General features: G+C 65.1%; 15 protein-coding genes and 1 pseudogene. 13 read left to right on the top strand and 3 right to left on the bottom strand.

The features are described from left to right. The first annotated feature begins 155 nt into the window (after positions 1-155). The 5 genes from BMZ79_RS12145 to BMZ79_RS12165 all read left to right on the top strand — a co-directional run bounded on the left by BMZ79_RS12145 (position 156) and on the right by BMZ79_RS12165 (position 4727). Positions 156-1103, top strand: coding sequence for a zinc-dependent alcohol dehydrogenase (locus BMZ79_RS12145; protein ID WP_090640439.1), 948 nt, complete (start codon positions 156-158; stop codon positions 1101-1103). A gap of 43 nt (positions 1104-1146) precedes the next feature. Next, the gene (locus BMZ79_RS12150) at positions 1147-2145 is read left to right on the top strand and encodes a zinc-binding dehydrogenase (RefSeq protein ID WP_090640442.1); all 999 of its coding nucleotides are present in this window, start codon (positions 1147-1149) and stop codon (positions 2143-2145) included. A 246-nt stretch (positions 2146-2391) separates the two neighbouring features. Next, positions 2392-3033, top strand: coding sequence for a thioredoxin family protein (locus tag BMZ79_RS12155; RefSeq protein ID WP_143088941.1), 642 nt, complete (start codon positions 2392-2394; stop codon positions 3031-3033). Between the two features lie 127 nt (positions 3034-3160). Next, positions 3161-3679, top strand: coding sequence for a GNAT family N-acetyltransferase (locus tag BMZ79_RS12160; protein WP_090640447.1), 519 nt, complete (start codon positions 3161-3163; stop codon positions 3677-3679). Between the two features lie 271 nt (positions 3680-3950). Continuing rightward, on the top strand, positions 3951-4727 hold the full coding sequence (locus BMZ79_RS12165; RefSeq protein WP_090640449.1) for a transglutaminase domain-containing protein: 777 nt from the start codon (positions 3951-3953) through the stop codon (positions 4725-4727). 191 nt (positions 4728-4918) lie between these two features. On the opposite strand, the gene BMZ79_RS12170 is transcribed toward BMZ79_RS12165, so the two are convergent. Beyond that, a complete protein-coding gene (locus BMZ79_RS12170; protein WP_090640452.1) occupies positions 4919-5773 on the bottom strand; it encodes a helix-turn-helix transcriptional regulator in 855 nt (284 codons plus the stop codon). Positions 5774-5907: 134 nt separating this feature from the next. Here BMZ79_RS12170 and BMZ79_RS12175 point away from each other — a divergent pair, with 134 nt between their 5' ends. From BMZ79_RS12175 to BMZ79_RS35095, 3 genes and pseudogenes are all read left to right on the top strand, one after another. After that, the gene (locus BMZ79_RS12175) at positions 5908-7119 is read left to right on the top strand and encodes an alpha-L-rhamnosidase N-terminal domain-containing protein (RefSeq protein WP_090640455.1); all 1212 of its coding nucleotides are present in this window, start codon (positions 5908-5910) and stop codon (positions 7117-7119) included. Between the two features lie 15 nt (positions 7120-7134). After that, positions 7135-7794, top strand: a pseudogene (locus tag BMZ79_RS35090) (hypothetical protein); the annotation flags it as partial. A 57-nt stretch (positions 7795-7851) separates the two neighbouring features. Beyond that, entirely contained in the window at positions 7852-8304 is a 453-nt protein-coding gene (locus BMZ79_RS35095) for an alpha-L-rhamnosidase C-terminal domain-containing protein (RefSeq protein ID WP_256252729.1), read from the top strand. 557 nt (positions 8305-8861) lie between these two features. Here the strand turns inward: BMZ79_RS35095 and BMZ79_RS12185 are convergent. Further along, positions 8862-10022, bottom strand: a complete 1161-nt coding sequence (locus tag BMZ79_RS12185) for a virulence factor (RefSeq protein ID WP_090640460.1) — start codon at positions 10020-10022, stop codon at positions 8862-8864. Between the two features lie 276 nt (positions 10023-10298). Here BMZ79_RS12185 and BMZ79_RS12190 point away from each other — a divergent pair, with 276 nt between their 5' ends. The 5 genes from BMZ79_RS12190 to BMZ79_RS12210 all read left to right on the top strand — a co-directional run bounded on the left by BMZ79_RS12190 (position 10299) and on the right by BMZ79_RS12210 (position 15519). After that, positions 10299-11225 carry an MBL fold metallo-hydrolase gene (locus BMZ79_RS12190; protein ID WP_090640462.1) on the top strand — a complete coding sequence of 309 codons (927 nt, stop codon included), beginning with the start codon at positions 10299-10301 and terminating at the stop codon, positions 11223-11225. An 83-nt stretch (positions 11226-11308) separates the two neighbouring features. Further along, entirely contained in the window at positions 11309-12931 is a 1623-nt protein-coding gene (locus tag BMZ79_RS12195; RefSeq protein ID WP_090640465.1) for an ABC-F family ATP-binding cassette domain-containing protein, read from the top strand. Positions 12932-13148: 217 nt separating this feature from the next. Continuing rightward, entirely contained in the window at positions 13149-13640 is a 492-nt protein-coding gene (locus BMZ79_RS12200) for a zinc ribbon domain-containing protein (protein WP_090640468.1), read from the top strand. A gap of 311 nt (positions 13641-13951) precedes the next feature. Next, positions 13952-14182 carry a hypothetical protein gene (locus BMZ79_RS12205; RefSeq protein WP_143088942.1) on the top strand — a complete coding sequence of 77 codons (231 nt, stop codon included), beginning with the start codon at positions 13952-13954 and terminating at the stop codon, positions 14180-14182. A gap of 323 nt (positions 14183-14505) precedes the next feature. Further along, complete coding sequence (locus tag BMZ79_RS12210) at positions 14506-15519, top strand: C40 family peptidase (protein WP_090640473.1); 1014 nt, start codon at positions 14506-14508, stop codon at positions 15517-15519. A gap of 163 nt (positions 15520-15682) precedes the next feature. Here BMZ79_RS12210 and BMZ79_RS12215 read toward each other — a convergent pair whose 3' ends face one another. Beyond that, the gene (locus tag BMZ79_RS12215; protein ID WP_090640987.1) at positions 15683-16798 is read right to left on the bottom strand and encodes an MGDG synthase family glycosyltransferase; all 1116 of its coding nucleotides are present in this window, start codon (positions 16796-16798) and stop codon (positions 15683-15685) included. Between the last annotated feature and the right edge of the window lie 24 nt (positions 16799-16822).

Consider the following 16822-nt stretch of genomic DNA (forward strand, 5'->3'; position numbering starts at 1 on the left):
AATGATACTACGCCAAGCCGGCGGCGTATACGGCGAATTTGCGCACGGTCTCCTTAGAAGGGCAATCACGTGCAAAGACGCGAGGCATTGAGAGCGCTTATCCTTGAGGTAACGCCGCCGGTGCGATCCGGCGTACAAGAAGGAGATGACGGGACATGAAAGCATTGCAAATTACCGGCGCGGGCGCCTACGACATCGTCGACCTGCCGCTGCCGGAGCTCAAGGACGACCAAGTGCTGGTCCGCATCACGCTCGTATCGACCTGCCCCCGCTGGGACATGAGCATGCTTGGCGGCTACGACATGTTCGCGGCGGACCGTGCGCCGAACTATCCGCTGGAGCCGGGCTTTCCGGGCCACGAGGCCGTCGGGGTCGTCGAGGCGGTCGGCGCGAGCGTGCGCGGCTTCGATCCGGGCGACCGCGTCGCGGCGCTGGAGCATCTGTCTCCCGGACAGGGCGCGTACGCGCAATATATGGCCTATCGGGAGGGCGATTTGCTGAAGCTGCCGGACCATATCTCCGACAAGAAGGCGGTGTCGGCGGAGCTGCTGAAATGCGTCCTGTACGGACTGGATCAGTTCGGGGAGCTGCGGGGCAAACGGATGCTGATCGCCGGACTCGGCCCGGCCGGGCTGCTGGCGATGCAGCTGGCGGCGCTCTGGGGCGCGAAGGCGACGGCCGTCGACGTGAACGCCGCGCGCGTGGAAGCGGCGCGTTCCCTTGGCGCCGGAGAGGCGCTGCTCGCGGACGAATTGGGAGACCGGACGTTCGAGCTCGGCTACGACTGCGTCGGCGCGGCGGCGTCCGTACAGAACGTCCTTGACCGGACGGACGAGCACATCGTCGTCTTCGGCGTGCTGAAAGGGAGCTTGACCTATGCCGACCGGCTGTGGTTCAAAGGCGTGAAGCTGGAGTCGTACCGCTATCGCCGGGCGGACGACCGGATTCGCCGGCTGCTGCTGGACGCGCTCGGCCGCCCGTCGTTCAATACGGAGATCCTGCAGACGAAGCAGCTTTCGTTCCGGAACTACGCCGAAGCGGTCGCGCTGCTGAAGGCGCAGCAGGCGGTCAAAATCTGCTTCGATCCGCAGGAGGCGTTCTGATGCGGCGCGGGGCGCGGGCAGAAGCGAAGGGAGCGTGCGGCGGATGAAAGCGGAAGCGGTCGTGTTCGAAGACCGGTCGCGCGCGGCGTTCCGGGAGGTGGAGGTGCCCGAGCCGGGCGAACGGGACGTCGTCATCGAGGTCGCGCATTCGTGGATCAGCATCGGGACGGAGTCGTCGTTCTTCCGCGGCGAGCGGATCTCCGGCGAGGTGCCTTATAGGCCCGGGGATCCATGGCCGTTCCCGCACGTCGCGGGCTACCAGAAGGTCGGAACGGCGGTGCGGGTCGGCGGCGCCGTGACGCATGTCCGGCCGGGCGACCGCGTGTTCGCGACGGTCAGCCGGATCGGCGGCCTGTTCTTCGACTTCGGCGGCCACGTCAACCCGGCGGTGACCGACGGGAGCCAGGTATGGAAGCTGCCGGACGCGGACGTGCCGGACGTCGCCTACTCCGGCGCGGTGCTGGCGCAGGTCGGCTATAACTGCGGCAGCCGTCCGCCGGTGGAGCGGGGCGACATCGCCGTCGTCGTCGGGGACGGGCTCGTCGGGCATTGGGCCGCGCAGACGCTGCATCGGCGCGGCGCCGACGTTCGCATGCTCGGCCGCCGGCCCGAGCGGCTGCGCCTGGCCGAGGAGGTCGGATACGCCGCCGCGCTGAACGGCAGGCTCCTCGATCCCGCCGCCGAACTGGCGCGGGCCGGCGACATCGCCGTCGTCGTCGACACGGTCGGCAGCCTCGAGACGTTCCGGCGGCTGCAGCCGCTCCTGCGGCGCGACGGCCATCTCGTCTCGGCGGGCTTTCTCGGCGAGGACGGGGCGATCGACATCCAGACGCTGCGGGCGCAGGAAATCACGCTGCATACGCCGTCGGGCTGGACGCAGCCGCGCATGGACGCGACGATCCGCGGCATCGCCGAAGGCTGGCTTCGGACGGAGCCGCTCATCACGCACCGCTTCCCGGCGCGCGACGCGGTCCGGGCGTGGGAGCTGATCGCCGCGCCGGGCAGTCCGTGCCTGGGCGTCGTGCTGGATTGGCGCGCGTGAGCGGGACGCCGATAACCGATCGATCGAGCGGCTCGATGGACCGATAGAAAAACCCGATTAGACGCCGGCGCCGCCGCCGTGTACTATAACCATAAAACCCGATGAGATTTGTAGGTTTTATCGTCGGCCGACCGAACGAACGGAGGCCGGGTCCAGCCAAGCGCGCGTCGCTTGAACGGTTCCGGCTTTTTTTGGCTTTCCGGCTTTCGGCCGGCCGATCTCATCAGCAAAGCGAGGTGGAGGGAGATGGCGGAGTTCAAGCGCAACCGCATTCCGAAGGAACGGCGGGAGCAGGCGTTCCGGGAAGCGGTCGATTTCGAGGCGTTCGTGCGGGAGGCGAAGGCCAACCGCGATACGCTGCAAGCCAATTACGAGTCCTTCGCGCTGAGCGGGGAGGACCTGGCGTTCTTCGCGTCGCTCCAGGAACCGGTCGACGTGCTGGCGCTGGCGCACGACTGGTGCGGCGACGCGGCGGCCAATCTGCCGCTGTTCGCGCGCATCGATCGGGAGACGGGGAAGCTCCGGCTGCGCGTCCTGCCGCGCGATCCCGACAACCGGGACATCGCCGACCGGTTCCCGGCCATGGACGGGCAAAGCCGGATTCCGACCTACGTGTTCGTCAGCCCGGCCGGCGAGGAGCTGGGCAGCTTCGTCGAACGGCCGGAGGATATTACGGTGCTGCTCAAGGTGTGGCAGGAGCAGTTCTGGGTGTCCCATCCGGAGCTCTCCGGCCGGGGCAAGCCGATCGGCGAGCTGGAGGAGGGCGTCCGCGCGCAGCTGCTGGCGGAGCTGAAGGAGCGCCGCGCGAAGGTGCAAAGCCTGGAGAAGTCCGCAATCGTCGGCGAACTTCGCGGCATCTTGGCTCGATTCGCGGAACGCGCGGTTTGACGGCCCCGGCCGGCTGGCATACCGCAACGTCGCTGATGGCTTGTCCGGCGCCTTTCCAAGGGGGCTCGCGACGCGATAGCCACGGCATGGGACGCGATCGAACAACGAAGAAAGGGGTGGAAGCAACATGAGCGAACGAATCCGATTGGCGACGGAGGCGGACGCGGAGCGGCTGCAGGCGATTATTTACGGGGCGTACGCGACGATCCGCGAGCTCGAACTGCATTGGCCCGCGGCCAACGCGGACATCGCGCTGATTCAGGCGAACGTCCGCGCCAGCGACTGCTACGTGCTCGAGGAGGACGGGGACATCGTCGCGACGGTGACGCATTCCAAAGCGGGCGAGCTGAAGGGGCTGAGCGAACTGCCGTTTTTGAAATGGTTCGCGGTCGATCCCGCCCGTCAGGGGCGGGGCTACGGCGGGCGGCTGCTGGATTGGGCGGAGCGGAAGGTCGCGGAGAGCGAGAACGCTCCCGCCGTCCTGCTGGCGACGGCCGAGAAGCATCCGTGGCTGCTGCCGATGTACGAGCGCAGGGGCTACGAGCGGTTCCATGCCTTCGACCCCGGCAACGGCGACGGCATGATGCATCTGCTGCGCAAGCCGGTCGAAGCGGGCCGCGCGGCCGCGCGGGAGACCGCGACTTAGATGGCGGCGCGGACATAGAGGGGCGGTCGGCGAGAGAATCGGGTTTTCGCCGGTCCTCGAAGCTGCCGTGCATGCAATCGTAAAGGGTCCGGGAAGGACGATGGAGGATGCCCGACGGGGCGTCCTTTTTGACGTTCCTGGAATCTTGGCCCGATGCCGGCGGGCCAGAGCGCCTGGCCGAGCCCGCGTGCAGCCCGGCATGTTCAACGCAGCCATATTCTGGGTATAATAGAGAGACGTTTCATGAACGGATCTGAAAGGGGGAGGACGCATGCTGCAGCGATTGGGCCGGATCGCGTTGGCCGCGTCGGTATTGTTCGCGGGGCTCGGGTTCGACGACCGGCGCATCGGCGTGGCGTCCTCCGAGCAGACGCTGGCGCAGCTGGGCGACGCGATCTTCGCGCAGCTCGAGGAGCGCAAGACCGACATCGCCTTCGCGTACGCCGGCGACCGGGAGGAGCTGTCCGCGCGCATCGCGACGCTGCTGAAGGAGACGCTTGCGCGGGACGATTATTTGGCGTACAACGTGGATGCCTATCTCTATACGATCCGCAAATGGGGCGCGACGGCCAACGTCAGCGTGAAGGTCACGTACCGCGAAACCGCCGCCGAGACGGCGTTGGTGGACGAGCGGATCCGCGGCGTGCTGCCCGCGATTCTGAAGGATGCCGCCGGCGACCGGGAGCGCGTCCGCGCGATTCACGACTGGATCGTGACGCATGTCGCGTACGACACGTCGCTGCGGCGCTATACCGCGTACGACGCGCTCGAGACCGGCAGCGCGGTGTGCCAGGGCTACTCGCTGCTGGCGTACCGCATGCTGAAGCTCGCCGGCATCGAGACGCGGATCGCGGAAGGCCGCGTGGACTCCGGCAGCCACGTGTGGAATCTCGTCAAGGCGGACGGCCGGTGGTACCATATGGACGCGACATGGGACGACCCCGTGCCGGACCGGCCGGGCCGGGCGAGCCATGCCTACTTCCTGAAGTCGGACGCGGTCATGAGCAAGGACCATGCGTGGACGAAAACGTATCCGCCCGCGGGGTGAGGCGGCGGGCGGCGAGCCGGCAGCCGCTCCGCGGCGCCGCGGCCGCCGCAGCCGCCCGGTCGGGCCGGCGTCAGCTTCCGTTGCAACGGCTGCGCCATCCGGTCGCGCCGGCGCCGGCTCCCGCCGGAACTCCTCGGCTCGCGCATGGCCGTTACCCGCTGCGCCCGCCGGCCCGGCCCGCGCAGGCCGATTCAGAGCCGGCCGGACTCGCCCGGGACCTCCGCCGGGTCGGCGGCCGCGCGCCGGAATTCGCCCGGCGTCATCCCGAACCGCCGCCGGAACAGCGTGCGGAAATGCTTCCCGTCCGCGAAGCCGCATTCCAGCGCCGCGTCGCGGACGGACAGGTCGCCGACGCGGAGCAGGCGGCCGCTCCGTTCCAGCCGGTACGCGTTCACGAAGCCGGCGAAGCTGTCGTTCGCGTGGCTTCGGAACAGCCGGCTTAGCGTGCTGCGGCTGATGCCGAGCTTCGCGGCGGCGTCGTCGAGCGTGATTTTGTCGCGGTGATGCAGGTGGACGTATTCGACGGCCTCCTGCAGCAGCCGCGTTTTTTTGCGGCTTCCGTAGTCCAGGTCCGCGCGCTGCTCGATCTGCCGCCCGAGCTCGGCCAATAGCGCGAGCATGTAGCCTCGGAGCTTGGTCAGATAAGCCGGTTTCTTTTCCTCGTATTCCCGCAGCATGGCTTGCATGAGATAATCCGTTTCCATGCCGTCCCCGGAGAAATATTTGCGGCTCGACAGCAGGGAACGCACGTCGTAATCGACGAACGCGGGCAGGAACATGCAGTCGATCCATTCGAAATACGGCGTGATCGGCTCGAACGCATGCGTATCGCCGGCTTGGATGACGAACGCGTCGCCCGCCCCGGCCCGGAACGTCTTGTCGTTCACGCGATGGACCGCCTTTCCCGAACGGACGTACAGCAGCTCCACGAAATCGTGCCCGTGCGCGCCGACGGACCGGTACAGCCCGTTATGCAGCAGATGCACGCGGATTCCCTCGTCCGGCCGGATCAGCTGCGCGTGCGTGAATTTTCGCTTTTCCGTCATCTCTCCAACCCTCCCCGCAAACTGAACCGATTCTCCCCTTGATTGATTCGAAAATCCCGCTTTCCTTCCTTGTATCTTTCTATAATGGGAATGTCAAGCGTTTTCATTTTGGATACGGAAGGAAGAGGTGCGAGATGGAACATCAGCATGCCTGGACGGCGCGATGGATTCGCCCGGACGCCGGGTCCGCCCCCGCGACGGAGCGGATGCAGCACAGAACGCTGTACCGCAAAACGTTCGACGTCGCCGATCCCGCCGCGAGCGAGCTTCTGGCGGAGGTGACCGCCGACAGCAAATACCGCCTGTACGTCAACGGAACCTTCGTGCTCCGCGGCCCTTGCAAAGGCGACAATTGGCGCCATTATTACGATACGGTCGATCTGACGCCGTATTTGCGCGAAGGGCGCAACGCGATCGCGGTCGAAGTCGTGCATTATCCGAGCCTCCTGACGGGCGGCGGCTCCGACGGCGGCCCGCTGTCGGAATGGCGCGCGGACGCCGGCGGCCTCTGGCTGCAGGGCGCGCTGAAGGACAAGCACGGCTCGGCGGCGGAGACGCTGGATACGGACGGTACGTGGAAGCTGCTGCCGTGCGACGCGGTCCAGATCGGCCAGGAGACGAAGACGCTGTTCGTCGGCGGGACGGAGGACGTGCGCGGCGACCGGATTCCGGCCGGCTGGCGGGAAGCCGGGTTCGACGATTCCGCCTGGGGCGTCTGCGCGCGGCCGCTCGAGCCGCTGGACCGCTTCTGGGGCCAGTTGATGCCGTGGCAGCTGACGCCGCGGCCGATTCCGCCGCTGCGGGAGAGCGAGCAGGAATTCCCGCGGCTCATGCGCGCCGAAGGCATCGCGGCCGCGGAGAAAAGCCCGGCCGGCGCGCTGTTCCCGCTCACCGTCCTGCCGGGCGAGACCGTCGCGCTGGAGCTGGACGCGGGCCGGCTGACGACGGGGTACGTCCAGCTGGCGGTGCACGGCGGGCAAGGCGGCCAGATCGACCTGCTGTACGCGGAGGCGTACGAATACGCGCAGCCCGAGCTGCACGGCGGCGTCCGGAAAGCCGTCCGCGACGACATGGCCGGCAAGACGCTGGTCGGCAACGACGACCGGTTCTTCCCGGCGGGCTGGGGCAGCGCCGGCGGGCCGGAGACGTACGAGCCGATGGGCCGGCGGGCGTTCCGCTTCGTCCGCGTCGTCATCCGGGCCGGCAACGGGCCGCTGACCGTGGCTCGGCTCGGCTGGCGCGCGACGGGCTTTCCGCTGGAGGAGCTCGGCGCCGTGCGCAGCTCGGATCCGCTGACGGACGACATGTGGCGGATCAGTTTGAACACGCTTCGCGGCTGCATGTAGGACACGTACGAGGACACGCCGTACTACGAGCAGATGCAGTACATTATGGACGCGAAGTCGCAGGCGCTGTTCACGTACGCGGTCAGCGGGGACGACCGGCTGGCGCGCAAGACGATCGACGATTTTCACGGCTCGCTCATGCCGTCGGGCATGCTGCAGAGCCGCTATCCGTCCGTGTCGCGGCAGGTGATTCCGGGGTTCGCGCTGTTTTGGGTGCAAATGGTGCACGATCATTACGCGCATTTCGGCGACGGGCAGCTCGTCCGCCGGTACTTGCCGACGATCGACGCCGTGCTCGGCTGGTTCGACCGGCTGGTCGGGGACGACGGTCTCGTCGGGTACATTCCCGAGCCGTACTGGGCGCTCGTCGACTGGGTAACGGCGTGGCACGACAACGCCGGCGCGCCGCCGGCGCGGCATAACGGGGCGCTCACCGTGTACAACGCCATGTACGCCCTGTCGCTCCTGCAAGGCGCCGAGCTGAACGAAGCGGCGGGCCGCAAGGACACGGCGGCGGAATACCGCGAGCGGGCGCTCGCGGTCAACGCGGCGATTCACGGCGCCTGCTACGACGCGGAAGCGGAGCTGTACCGCGACGGGCCGGACGTGCCGATGTTCAGCCAGCACGCGCAGATCTGGGCCGTGCTCTCCGGCGCGGTCGAAGGCGGGGAGGCGCGCGGCCTGCTGGAGCGGACGCTGGCGCGCGCGGATTTGCCGGCGACGTCGTTCTCCATGAGCCATTATACGTTCCGCGCGCTGGCGAAAACGGGTCTTTACGGCCGGACCGAGCAGCTGTGGAAGCCGTGGAAGGACCAGATCGCGCTCGGGCTGACGGCGTGGGTCGAGGACCCGGTCCATCAACGGAGCGACTGCCATGCCTGGAGCGCGCTGCCGCTGCACGAATACGCAGCCGAGACGCTGGGCGTCCAGCCGGAACGGCCGGGCTTCGCGGCGATCCGCATCGCGCCGAAGCCGGCGGGCCAGGAATGGGCCGAAGGCATCGTGCCGACGCGCCAAGGCAGCGTGCGGGTCCGCTGGGAGATCCAGGACGGCCGCTTCACGCTGCAGGCGAACGTGCCCGAGGGCGTGCCGGCGGTCGTCGTGCTGCCGGACGGCTCCCGGCACGAAGTCGCGCATGCCGACATCGCGCTGTCGTGCCCGCTCCCCGCGGGAGTCGGGAAGTAGGGCGGTTTCGCCGGGAATGCGCCGGCACCGCGCGTTATGCGTAATGAAAAACCTTGGCTTCCGCTTCGGCGGGGGCCAAGGCTTTTGGCGTTGACGCTTAGCGAGGCGCCGATTGGAACGCCTAGTGAAATGTCTAGCGTCTAGCAAGCATTTAGTGAAGCGCTAGTGAAGCACTAGTAACGCGCCTAATAGAGGCACCTTGTCCCTTGCGCTTGTCAAGAGATTGTCGGTGAGTAAAGGAGTAGTAGGATGCAAGAAAGCGACGAGGTAACCTGCATAGCCGAGAATGCAGTTGGATTTGGAGCAAGAGGGGGATGGGATAACCTACATGGTCGAAAAAGCCGTCGGATTCGGAGCAAGAAGGTAATACAGCAGCCTTCATAGGTTGGAAACGAGGCGAGCGGCGCGGTCGTCCCGCCGGCTCGCGCCGTCGGCTTGACCGCGCGCTGCGCCATGCCGATGGCATAGCCCGCAATCAAGCTCGCGACCGCGGTCGCCTGCATACGGGTTCCCGCGAAAGAGAACCCCTAGCGCACACGCCTCCCAACCATTCCCGCTTAAGCCTGCCCGCCCTCGCGGCTGCGCGTCATCTGCTGCCAGACGGAGCCGGCGGCTTCCTCGCCCCGCTGGATGCGCTCGAGCGCGATGCGCGCCTGCAGGCTGACCTCGTACTCCGGGTCGCCCGCCGCCTGCTCGAGCGCCTCGACGGCGTTGTCGTCGCCCGCCTCGTAGAGGAAGCGCGCGGCGCGCCAGCGGACCAGCTTGTTGCGGTCGCCGAGCGCTTCGATCATCGGGCCGACCGCGGCGGGGTCGCCGAGATCGGACAGCGTGTCGCCGGCGGTCCGGCGAACGGACGCCGACGCGTCCTTCAGCGCCGCGAAGAGCAGCGGCATCGCCTCCGGCAGCCGCAGCTCGCCGAGGTAGACGACGGCCAGCCGCCGGATGGAGGCGTTGTCGTCGGCGATCGCCTTCGCGAGCGACGGCAGCATCGCCGCCTCCGGCGCCGTGCGGTCGAGCGCCTCGTAGCGGACCGACCAGTCCGGGTCCGCCATCCGCTCCGCGAGCGCCTCCGCGCTCAGCGGCGCGGGCCGCACGGCCGGCGCGGCCGCGGCTTCGCCCTCGCCCGCGGCGCCGAGCGCGAGCGCCGCCTCGACGAGGGCGTCCAGCCGCTCCGCCGGGTACGCGGCTTCCAGCTCGCGGACGAGCTCCGCCGCGATTTCCTCGGGCTCGCCGTAGCGGACCCCGAGCTCCTCGAGCTTCCGCTCGCGGATCATCGACGCGGCGGCCGCGCGGGTCACCGCGTCCGTGAAGGCCGCCGGCATGGCGGCGCGGGTCTCGCCGCCAGGCGTGCGCACGCGCACCTGGATCGGGATCCCCCGGTACAGCTGCACGAACGCGTGCGCCTCGCCGAAAGCTTCGGCCGCGCCGGGCCCGCCGGGGCTGCCGGCGCCGGCGTCCTCCCCGCTCTGCAGCAGCTGCCGCGCCGCGGACAGGATGCGCTCCCAGTCCGCCCCCGGCTTCCGGTCGAGCGCGATGAAATCCGCCGTGCGGAACACGCCTCGCACGCCGTCGATGCCGAGCAGGCCGCGCAGCGGCTCCGGCGCGCCGGCCGCGTCGGCGGGGGCATAGTTCAGGCGCACGCCGGGCGCGAGCTTCTCGTCGACGTTCAGCTTCATCGAATTGGGGCTTGGCGTCGGTTCGATGCCAATCAGTTTCATCGTGATCAACCTCCGTTTTTCGCGCGGCCTCCGAACGCCGCGCGTGCTTGTCCTCTCAGTGTAAACCACCGGGCGGCCAATCTCAATCCGGCCCGCCGTCCGTTCATCTTTCCGCCATAAGCCGTCCCCGGTCCGCGAATTCCGTCCGTCCATGTTTGATTAATCCCATTAAGCTTGGTATCTTGGAAAGAGCAGCATTAGAGCGGTCCGGTGCGGGTCTAACCCTCATTCGCAACAGCGCGCCAAGCGGCCAGCACATGATTGAATACGGGAGAGATGCGAGACATGCGCTACACCAACTTGAACCCCGACGCCGTGCCGAAAACGTTCCGGGAAGTCCGGCAATGGCGCAGGGAACGCGCCGGTCGGATGAAGCGGAAGGACTACTCCTTCAAGGTGCCGGCCGTCGCGCCCGACCTGACCTTCCTGCATGCCAATACGACCGAGCCGGCGCTGACGTGGATCGGCCACTCGACGTTCCTGATCCAGCTGGCGGGGCTGAACATCGTCACGGATCCCGTCTGGGCCGAGCAGCTGGCCATCCACAAGCGGCTGGTGCCGCCGGGCGTCGCCATCGCCGACATGCCCCCGATCGACGTCATCCTGATCTCGCATTCGCATTACGACCACCTGAACATCGCCTCGCTGAAGCAGCTGAAGGGCAGCAAGACGCTCATCGTGCCCGTCGGCCTCGCCGACAAGCTGCGGCGCAAAGGCTTCTCGTCCATCATCGAGCTGGACTGGTGGCAGTCGGCCTCCCTCCGCGGCGTCCGGTTTCATTTCGTGCCGGCGCAGCATTGGACGCGGCGCACGTTGACCGACACGAATTCGTCCCGCTGGGGCGGCTTCGTGATGGAGCGCCGGAACGCGCCGACCGTCTACTTCGCGGGCGACAGCGGCTACTTCGACGGCTTCAAGGAAATCGGCCGCCGCTTCCCCGATATCGACGTGGCGCTCATGCCGATCGGCGCGTACGATCCCGAATGGTTCATGGGGCCGCAGCACGTCACGCCGGAAGAGGCGCTGCAGGCGTTCCGCGACGCCGGCGCGCGCCGGTTCGTGCCGATGCACTACGGCTCCTACAAGCTCGCGGACGATACGCCGCGCGAAGCGCTCGACCGGCTGGAGGCGGAAATCCGCCGGCTGCGGCTCGAGGAAGGCGCGGTCCGGATTTTGCCGCACGGCGAAACCTGGCGTTTATAGCAGAAAGACAGCATCGCATGACGTTTCTGTGCTATAATGGAGTGATGCGTAACATTCATTAGCGAAGGACGGGATACCTGAACATGATCAGTACGAGCGGCATCACGCTTCGATACGGCAAGCGTGCGCTATTTGAAGATGTCAATATTAAATTCACGCCGGGCAACTGCTACGGTCTCATCGGCGCGAACGGCGCGGGCAAATCGACGTTCCTGAAGATTCTGTCCGGCGAAGTCGAGCAAACGAACGGCGAGGTCCACATCACGCCGGGCGAGCGCCTCGCGGTACTGAAGCAGAACCATTACGAGTACGACGAGTTCGCCGTGCTCGAGACGGTCATCATGGGCCATAAGAAGCTGTACGAAGTCATGAAGGAGAAGGACGCGATCTACGCCAAGGCGGAGTTCACCGACGAGGACGGCATGCGCGCGGGCGAGCTGGAAGCGGAATTCGCGGAAATGAACGGCTGGGAAGCGGAGTCCGAAGCGGCCGGCATGCTGAACGGCCTCGGCATTCCGCCGGAAATGCACGACCGGAAGATGGCGGAGCTGTCCGGCAACGAGAAGGTCCGCGTCCTGCTGGCGCAGGCGCTGTTCGGCAACCCGCAGATCCTCCTGCTCGACGAGCCTACCAACCATCTCGACATGCAGTCGATCGAATGGCTCGAGAACTTCCTGGCCGGCTACGAAGGCACCGTTATCGTCGTATCCCATGACCGTCACTTCCTGAACCAGGTGTGCACGCATATCGCGGATATCGACTTCGGCAAAATCCAGATGTACGTCGGCAACTACGACTTCTGGTACGAGTCGAGCCAGCTGGCGCTCACGCTCATGCGCGACGCCAACAAGAAGAAGGAAGACAAGATCAAGGAGCTGCAGGCGTTCATCCAGCGCTTCAGCGCCAACAAATCGAAGTCCAAGCAAGCGACGTCCCGGAAGAAGCTGCTCGATAAAATCTCGCTCGACGACATTCGTCCGTCCAGCCGCAAATATCCGTTCATCCACTTCAAGCCGGAGCGCGAGGCGGGCAAGCAATTGCTGCTGACCGAAGGCTTGACGAAAGCGATCGACGGCGCGACGATCATCGACAACCTGACCCTCGCGGTCAACAAAGGCGACAAAATCGCCCTCGTCGGCCCGAACACGCTGCCGAAGACCGTGCTCATGCAGCTGCTGATGGGCGAGCTGGAAGCCGATGCCGGCACCTACTCGTGGGGCGTGACGACGACGCAGGCCTACTTCCCGAAGGATAACTCAGCTTACTTCGACGGCGTCGAATTGAACCTTGTCGACTGGCTGCGCCAGTATTCCAAGGATCAGGACGAGAGCTTCATCCGCGGCTTCCTCGGCCGCATGCTGTTCTCCGGCGACGAAGCGCTGAAGAAGGCGAGCGTGCTCTCCGGCGGCGAGAAGGTGCGCTGCATGCTCTCCAAAATGATGCTGTCCGGCTCCAACGTGCTGCTCATGGACGAACCGACCAACCACTTGGACCTGGAATCCATCACGGCGCTCAACAACGGACTGATCGATTTCGACGGCACGCTGATCTTCACGTCGCATGACCATCAGTTCGTGCAGACGATCGCGAACCGCATCATCGAGATCACGCCGAACGGCATCATCGACCGGATGATGTCGTACGACGAATACCTGGAGAACGCCGAGATCAAGGCGCTCCGCGAACGCCTGTATCCGGCCGAATAAGCCGCGTACAGCCGGCTTGCAGACGGACCGTACTCCCCGCGAGTACGGTCTTTTTGGTGTTCTCGCGCCCTTGGCGGGCACATACGATAGGAGTAAGGCGGAGGTCTCGAACGACCCGCGCCGCGCCGCCCGAATGGGGCGTGATTCGCTAGGCCGGTTATGGTAAAATAAGCGAAAGCGACAAAGCTAGACGAATTATTAAAGGAGTCGATGGAATATGTCCTTTTTCGATAAAGTCAAGCAGGGAGCATCGGACGCGGCCAAGCGGGCGCAGCAAACCGTCGAAATCACGAAGCTGAAGGCGCAAATCTCCGGCAAGGAGAAAGACATCGAGAAGCTGTGCCTGCAGATCGGGGAAACCGTCTACCGCGGCCATCAGGCCGGCGACATCGCCGCGACCGAGGCGGAAGTGACGGATTTATGCCGTCAGGCGGATGAGCTGCACACGGAGATCAAGGTGATCGAAGAGCGGATCAAGTGGACGCGCAACGAGAAGACGTGCGCGTGCGGCAAGGTGGTCACGCTGGATACGAAATTCTGCCCGGACTGCGGCACGCAGCTCGCGACCGAGGAACCGAAGGCCGAGACGACCGTCGGCGAGATCGTCGTCATCTGCAACCAGTGCCACGCGGAGAACGAGCTGAACGCCAAGTTCTGCGTCACTTGCGGGACGGGACTGAACAATGGGACGCCGGAGCATACGTTTTAGCCGAAACGACGGTTGGACGGTGACGGGCATGCGAGCGGCATCCGAAAGCAAGCTTGGCAAGCGATCGCGCGGGCCGGGGTTGCTTTTTTTGCGTCCGGTTCAGGCGGGCGGAAGCGGCGGCATGTACATGATGCCTCCAAGGCATGGCGGTTATATGGCGATTCGGTGTCGATAGTCACCGCGCGCCGGAAACGTGCGCTTCACGAACGAAATATAGGCAAAAGCTGGTTCGCGATGGTGCTTGAACGGGTAAAACCGGGATATATATAGGAATGGGATCGCTAAAATTCGAATTTTGGGAGGCGGTTACATTGCTGGTACCCGTAGAATCCAAGCAAATTGCGTTCTGCTCGTACAATGAGGCGGAGTCGTCCTTGTACTTGTACTACCACACGGGCGACGTGGCTATTTTCTCTTCGATCGGCAAGCAGGATTACCAGACCGTAATCGATTCCCCGAACCGATACGACACGCTGATGAACCTGATGAAGAAAGGGCAGGCGGAAGAGCAGATGCACGCCATGTTTCCGGAACAGGGGTAAGCGCGCCGCGTAATTGGCATTATTTACATGGATCCGTTTCGGACGGACGGGACGTAGGGCTTTAGATGCGGAGTGGGACCGGATGTTAAGATTCCGTGGAGCGGTTCGAAGCAAGCGAATACGGCAGTTCGGCAGGAAGGCGTCCCGGGAAGGGGCGTCTTTTTTGATGGGTGCTTTGCCAAATCATGGTTCCTCCAGCCTACGGCCGTTTTCGACAAATGAGACGGGCGGACGATATGGTGCTTAAGGGGGGTTCCGTACAATGGAACATGCAGGCAACAAGCCGGCCATCCATTTGACTGAATCAGAGAGGGAGAGCATTCATGAAAAAGAGTACCGCGGCATTATTGACCTTCGTCCTGGGGGCCTCCTTAATGCTGCCGGCGGCGGCGTCCGCGGCTTCCGCCGCATCGCCGACCGTCGGGGAAATCCAATCCAGCGTCAGCTTCCGCACCCAGCCTTCCACGTCGTCCGACGTCACCCGGTATTTGAAGCAAGGCGAGCAGGTCGTCATTCTCGAGGAAGTGAACGCGTACTGGTACAAGGTGCAGGACGTGAACGGCGCCGTCGGTTACATCTCCTCGAACGAGAAATACGTCGAGATCGTGGCGAAGGGCGGCGATTCCGGCACCGCGGCGAGGACGGGGACGATCGTCGCGTCGGTATCGTTCCGCACGGGCCCGTCGACGGACGCGCCGCGCATCCGCTACCTGGCCAAGGGCGAGAAGGTGACGATCACGGGGCAGCCGAACAGCTACTGGTACGCGGTGACGGCGGCGGACGGCACGAAGGGTTACGTCAGCTCGGACGACAAATACATTGCGGTGACCGGCTCGCTGCCGGGCAACAATCCGTCGGACGGCAATCCGAATAACGGCGGCGGTTCGGGCAATCACGACGCGCTCGTCGAACGCGTCATCGCCGCGGGCATGAAATATTTGGGCACGCCGTACGAATTCGGCTCCGACCGCGACACGACGACGACGTTCGACTGCTCCGACTTCGTGCGCCAAGCGTTCCGCGAAGGCGCGAACCTCCTTCTCCCGGTCGATTCGCGCAAGCAGGGCGACTATGTCCGCGGCCACGGCCGCGTCGTTACGGACTGGCATCAGCTGAAGCGCGGCGACATCATGTTCTTCATGGAATACAAGGGCACGAAGGCGTCCGCGTATGCCGGCGTCGACAAGTCGGACGAGACGATTACCCACTGCGGCATTTACCTCGGCAACGGACAGATCCTGCACACGTATTCCGTCGAATCCGGCGGCGTCCGCACGAGCGTCATTTCGGGCACGCACTGGGAGTACCGCTTCCTGTTCGGCGGCAGCGTCGTGTAAGCGGCCCGGCCGTTCATGATCCGTCCTCATAAGCCGGACGAGCCCGCGGGGCTTGTCCGGCTTTTGCGTTGGCGGAGACGGGCGGGCGGAGTACCGGCCCCTCCGGGGAACCGCGGCAATCATCCCGGCGCCGCTCGGGGTCGGAAGGGCAAAAAAAAAGCCGTCACTGCATGAGCTGCAGGACGACGCGGGAGCATTCCATCGGGTTGTAGTGCTGATTGCGTTTGTTCAATAAATCGGTGCGGTGCTTGACGGACGAGTACGGCTCTTGAATGAGCTCGAACCACTTGTCGATCGTCTCGGTGGATTCCAGCATTTCGCCGAATCCGCTCGCCACGAAGTATTCGCAGTTGACTTCCTCCTGGCCGGGAATCGGCTCGTAGAAGAGCATCGGAATGCCCTTGCTGAGTCCCTCCGTGCAGGTCATGCCGCCGGGCTTCGTGATGAGCAGGTCGGACACGTCCATCAGCTTGTTGATTTCCTTCGTGAATCCGAGCACTTTGATGTTGGGGTGCTGGAAGAGCGGATCCGCCAGCATGCGCTCGCGCGCCTTGTCGTTGTTGCCGACGCAGTAGATGAGCTGCACGCGGTCCCGCCAGCGCGTCATGTAGCTGAGCAGGTCGTCGCTGTACATAATGCCCCAGCCGCCGCCCATAATAAGAACCGTCGGCAGCGGCTTCAGATCGAACTGCGCCTGCAGCTCCGATTTGTCGTGCGTCTGCCAGAAGTTCGGATGGACGGGAATGCCGGTGACCTGAATCCGGCTCGCGGAGATGCCGCGGTCCGTCAGCTTCTTTTTGACCTCGTTCGTCGACACGAGATACTTGTTCACCTCGGAGCTCGTCCACGTGCCGTGCGCGTCGTAGTCCGTGATCAGCGTGTAGAGCGGCGTCCGCAAGCCGAGCCGCTTCAGGCGGGAGACGACGGCGTTCGGAACGGGATGCGTGCAGACGATCAGATCGGGCTTCAGCTGCGCGATCACCTGCGACGTATGGGTATAGAACAACCGGTGCAGCGCCAGCTGGGTGAAGCGGTTGAGCGATTTCTTATATTGGCGGCGATACACCATCCCGAGCAGCTTCGGCTGCTTCGTGACGGTTTTGCGATAGGCGGACACGATCAGCGGACCGAGCACCGGGTTCAAAAAATTGCCCAGCTCGATCACGCGCGTCTGTATGGAGGAATCGAGCGAGCGCAGCCCGACGGCCAGCGCGTAAGCGGCCTGGGTATGCCCGGAGCCGAAACCCTCGGAGAGCAGCAACACTCGTTTTTTATGCATCATCTCACCTGCTTCTCGTACCTG

The sequence above is a fragment of the Paenibacillus sp. UNC496MF genome (assembly GCF_900113915.1).
GTDB lineage: Bacteria > Bacillota > Bacilli > Paenibacillales > Paenibacillaceae > Paenibacillus_Z > Paenibacillus_Z artemisiicola.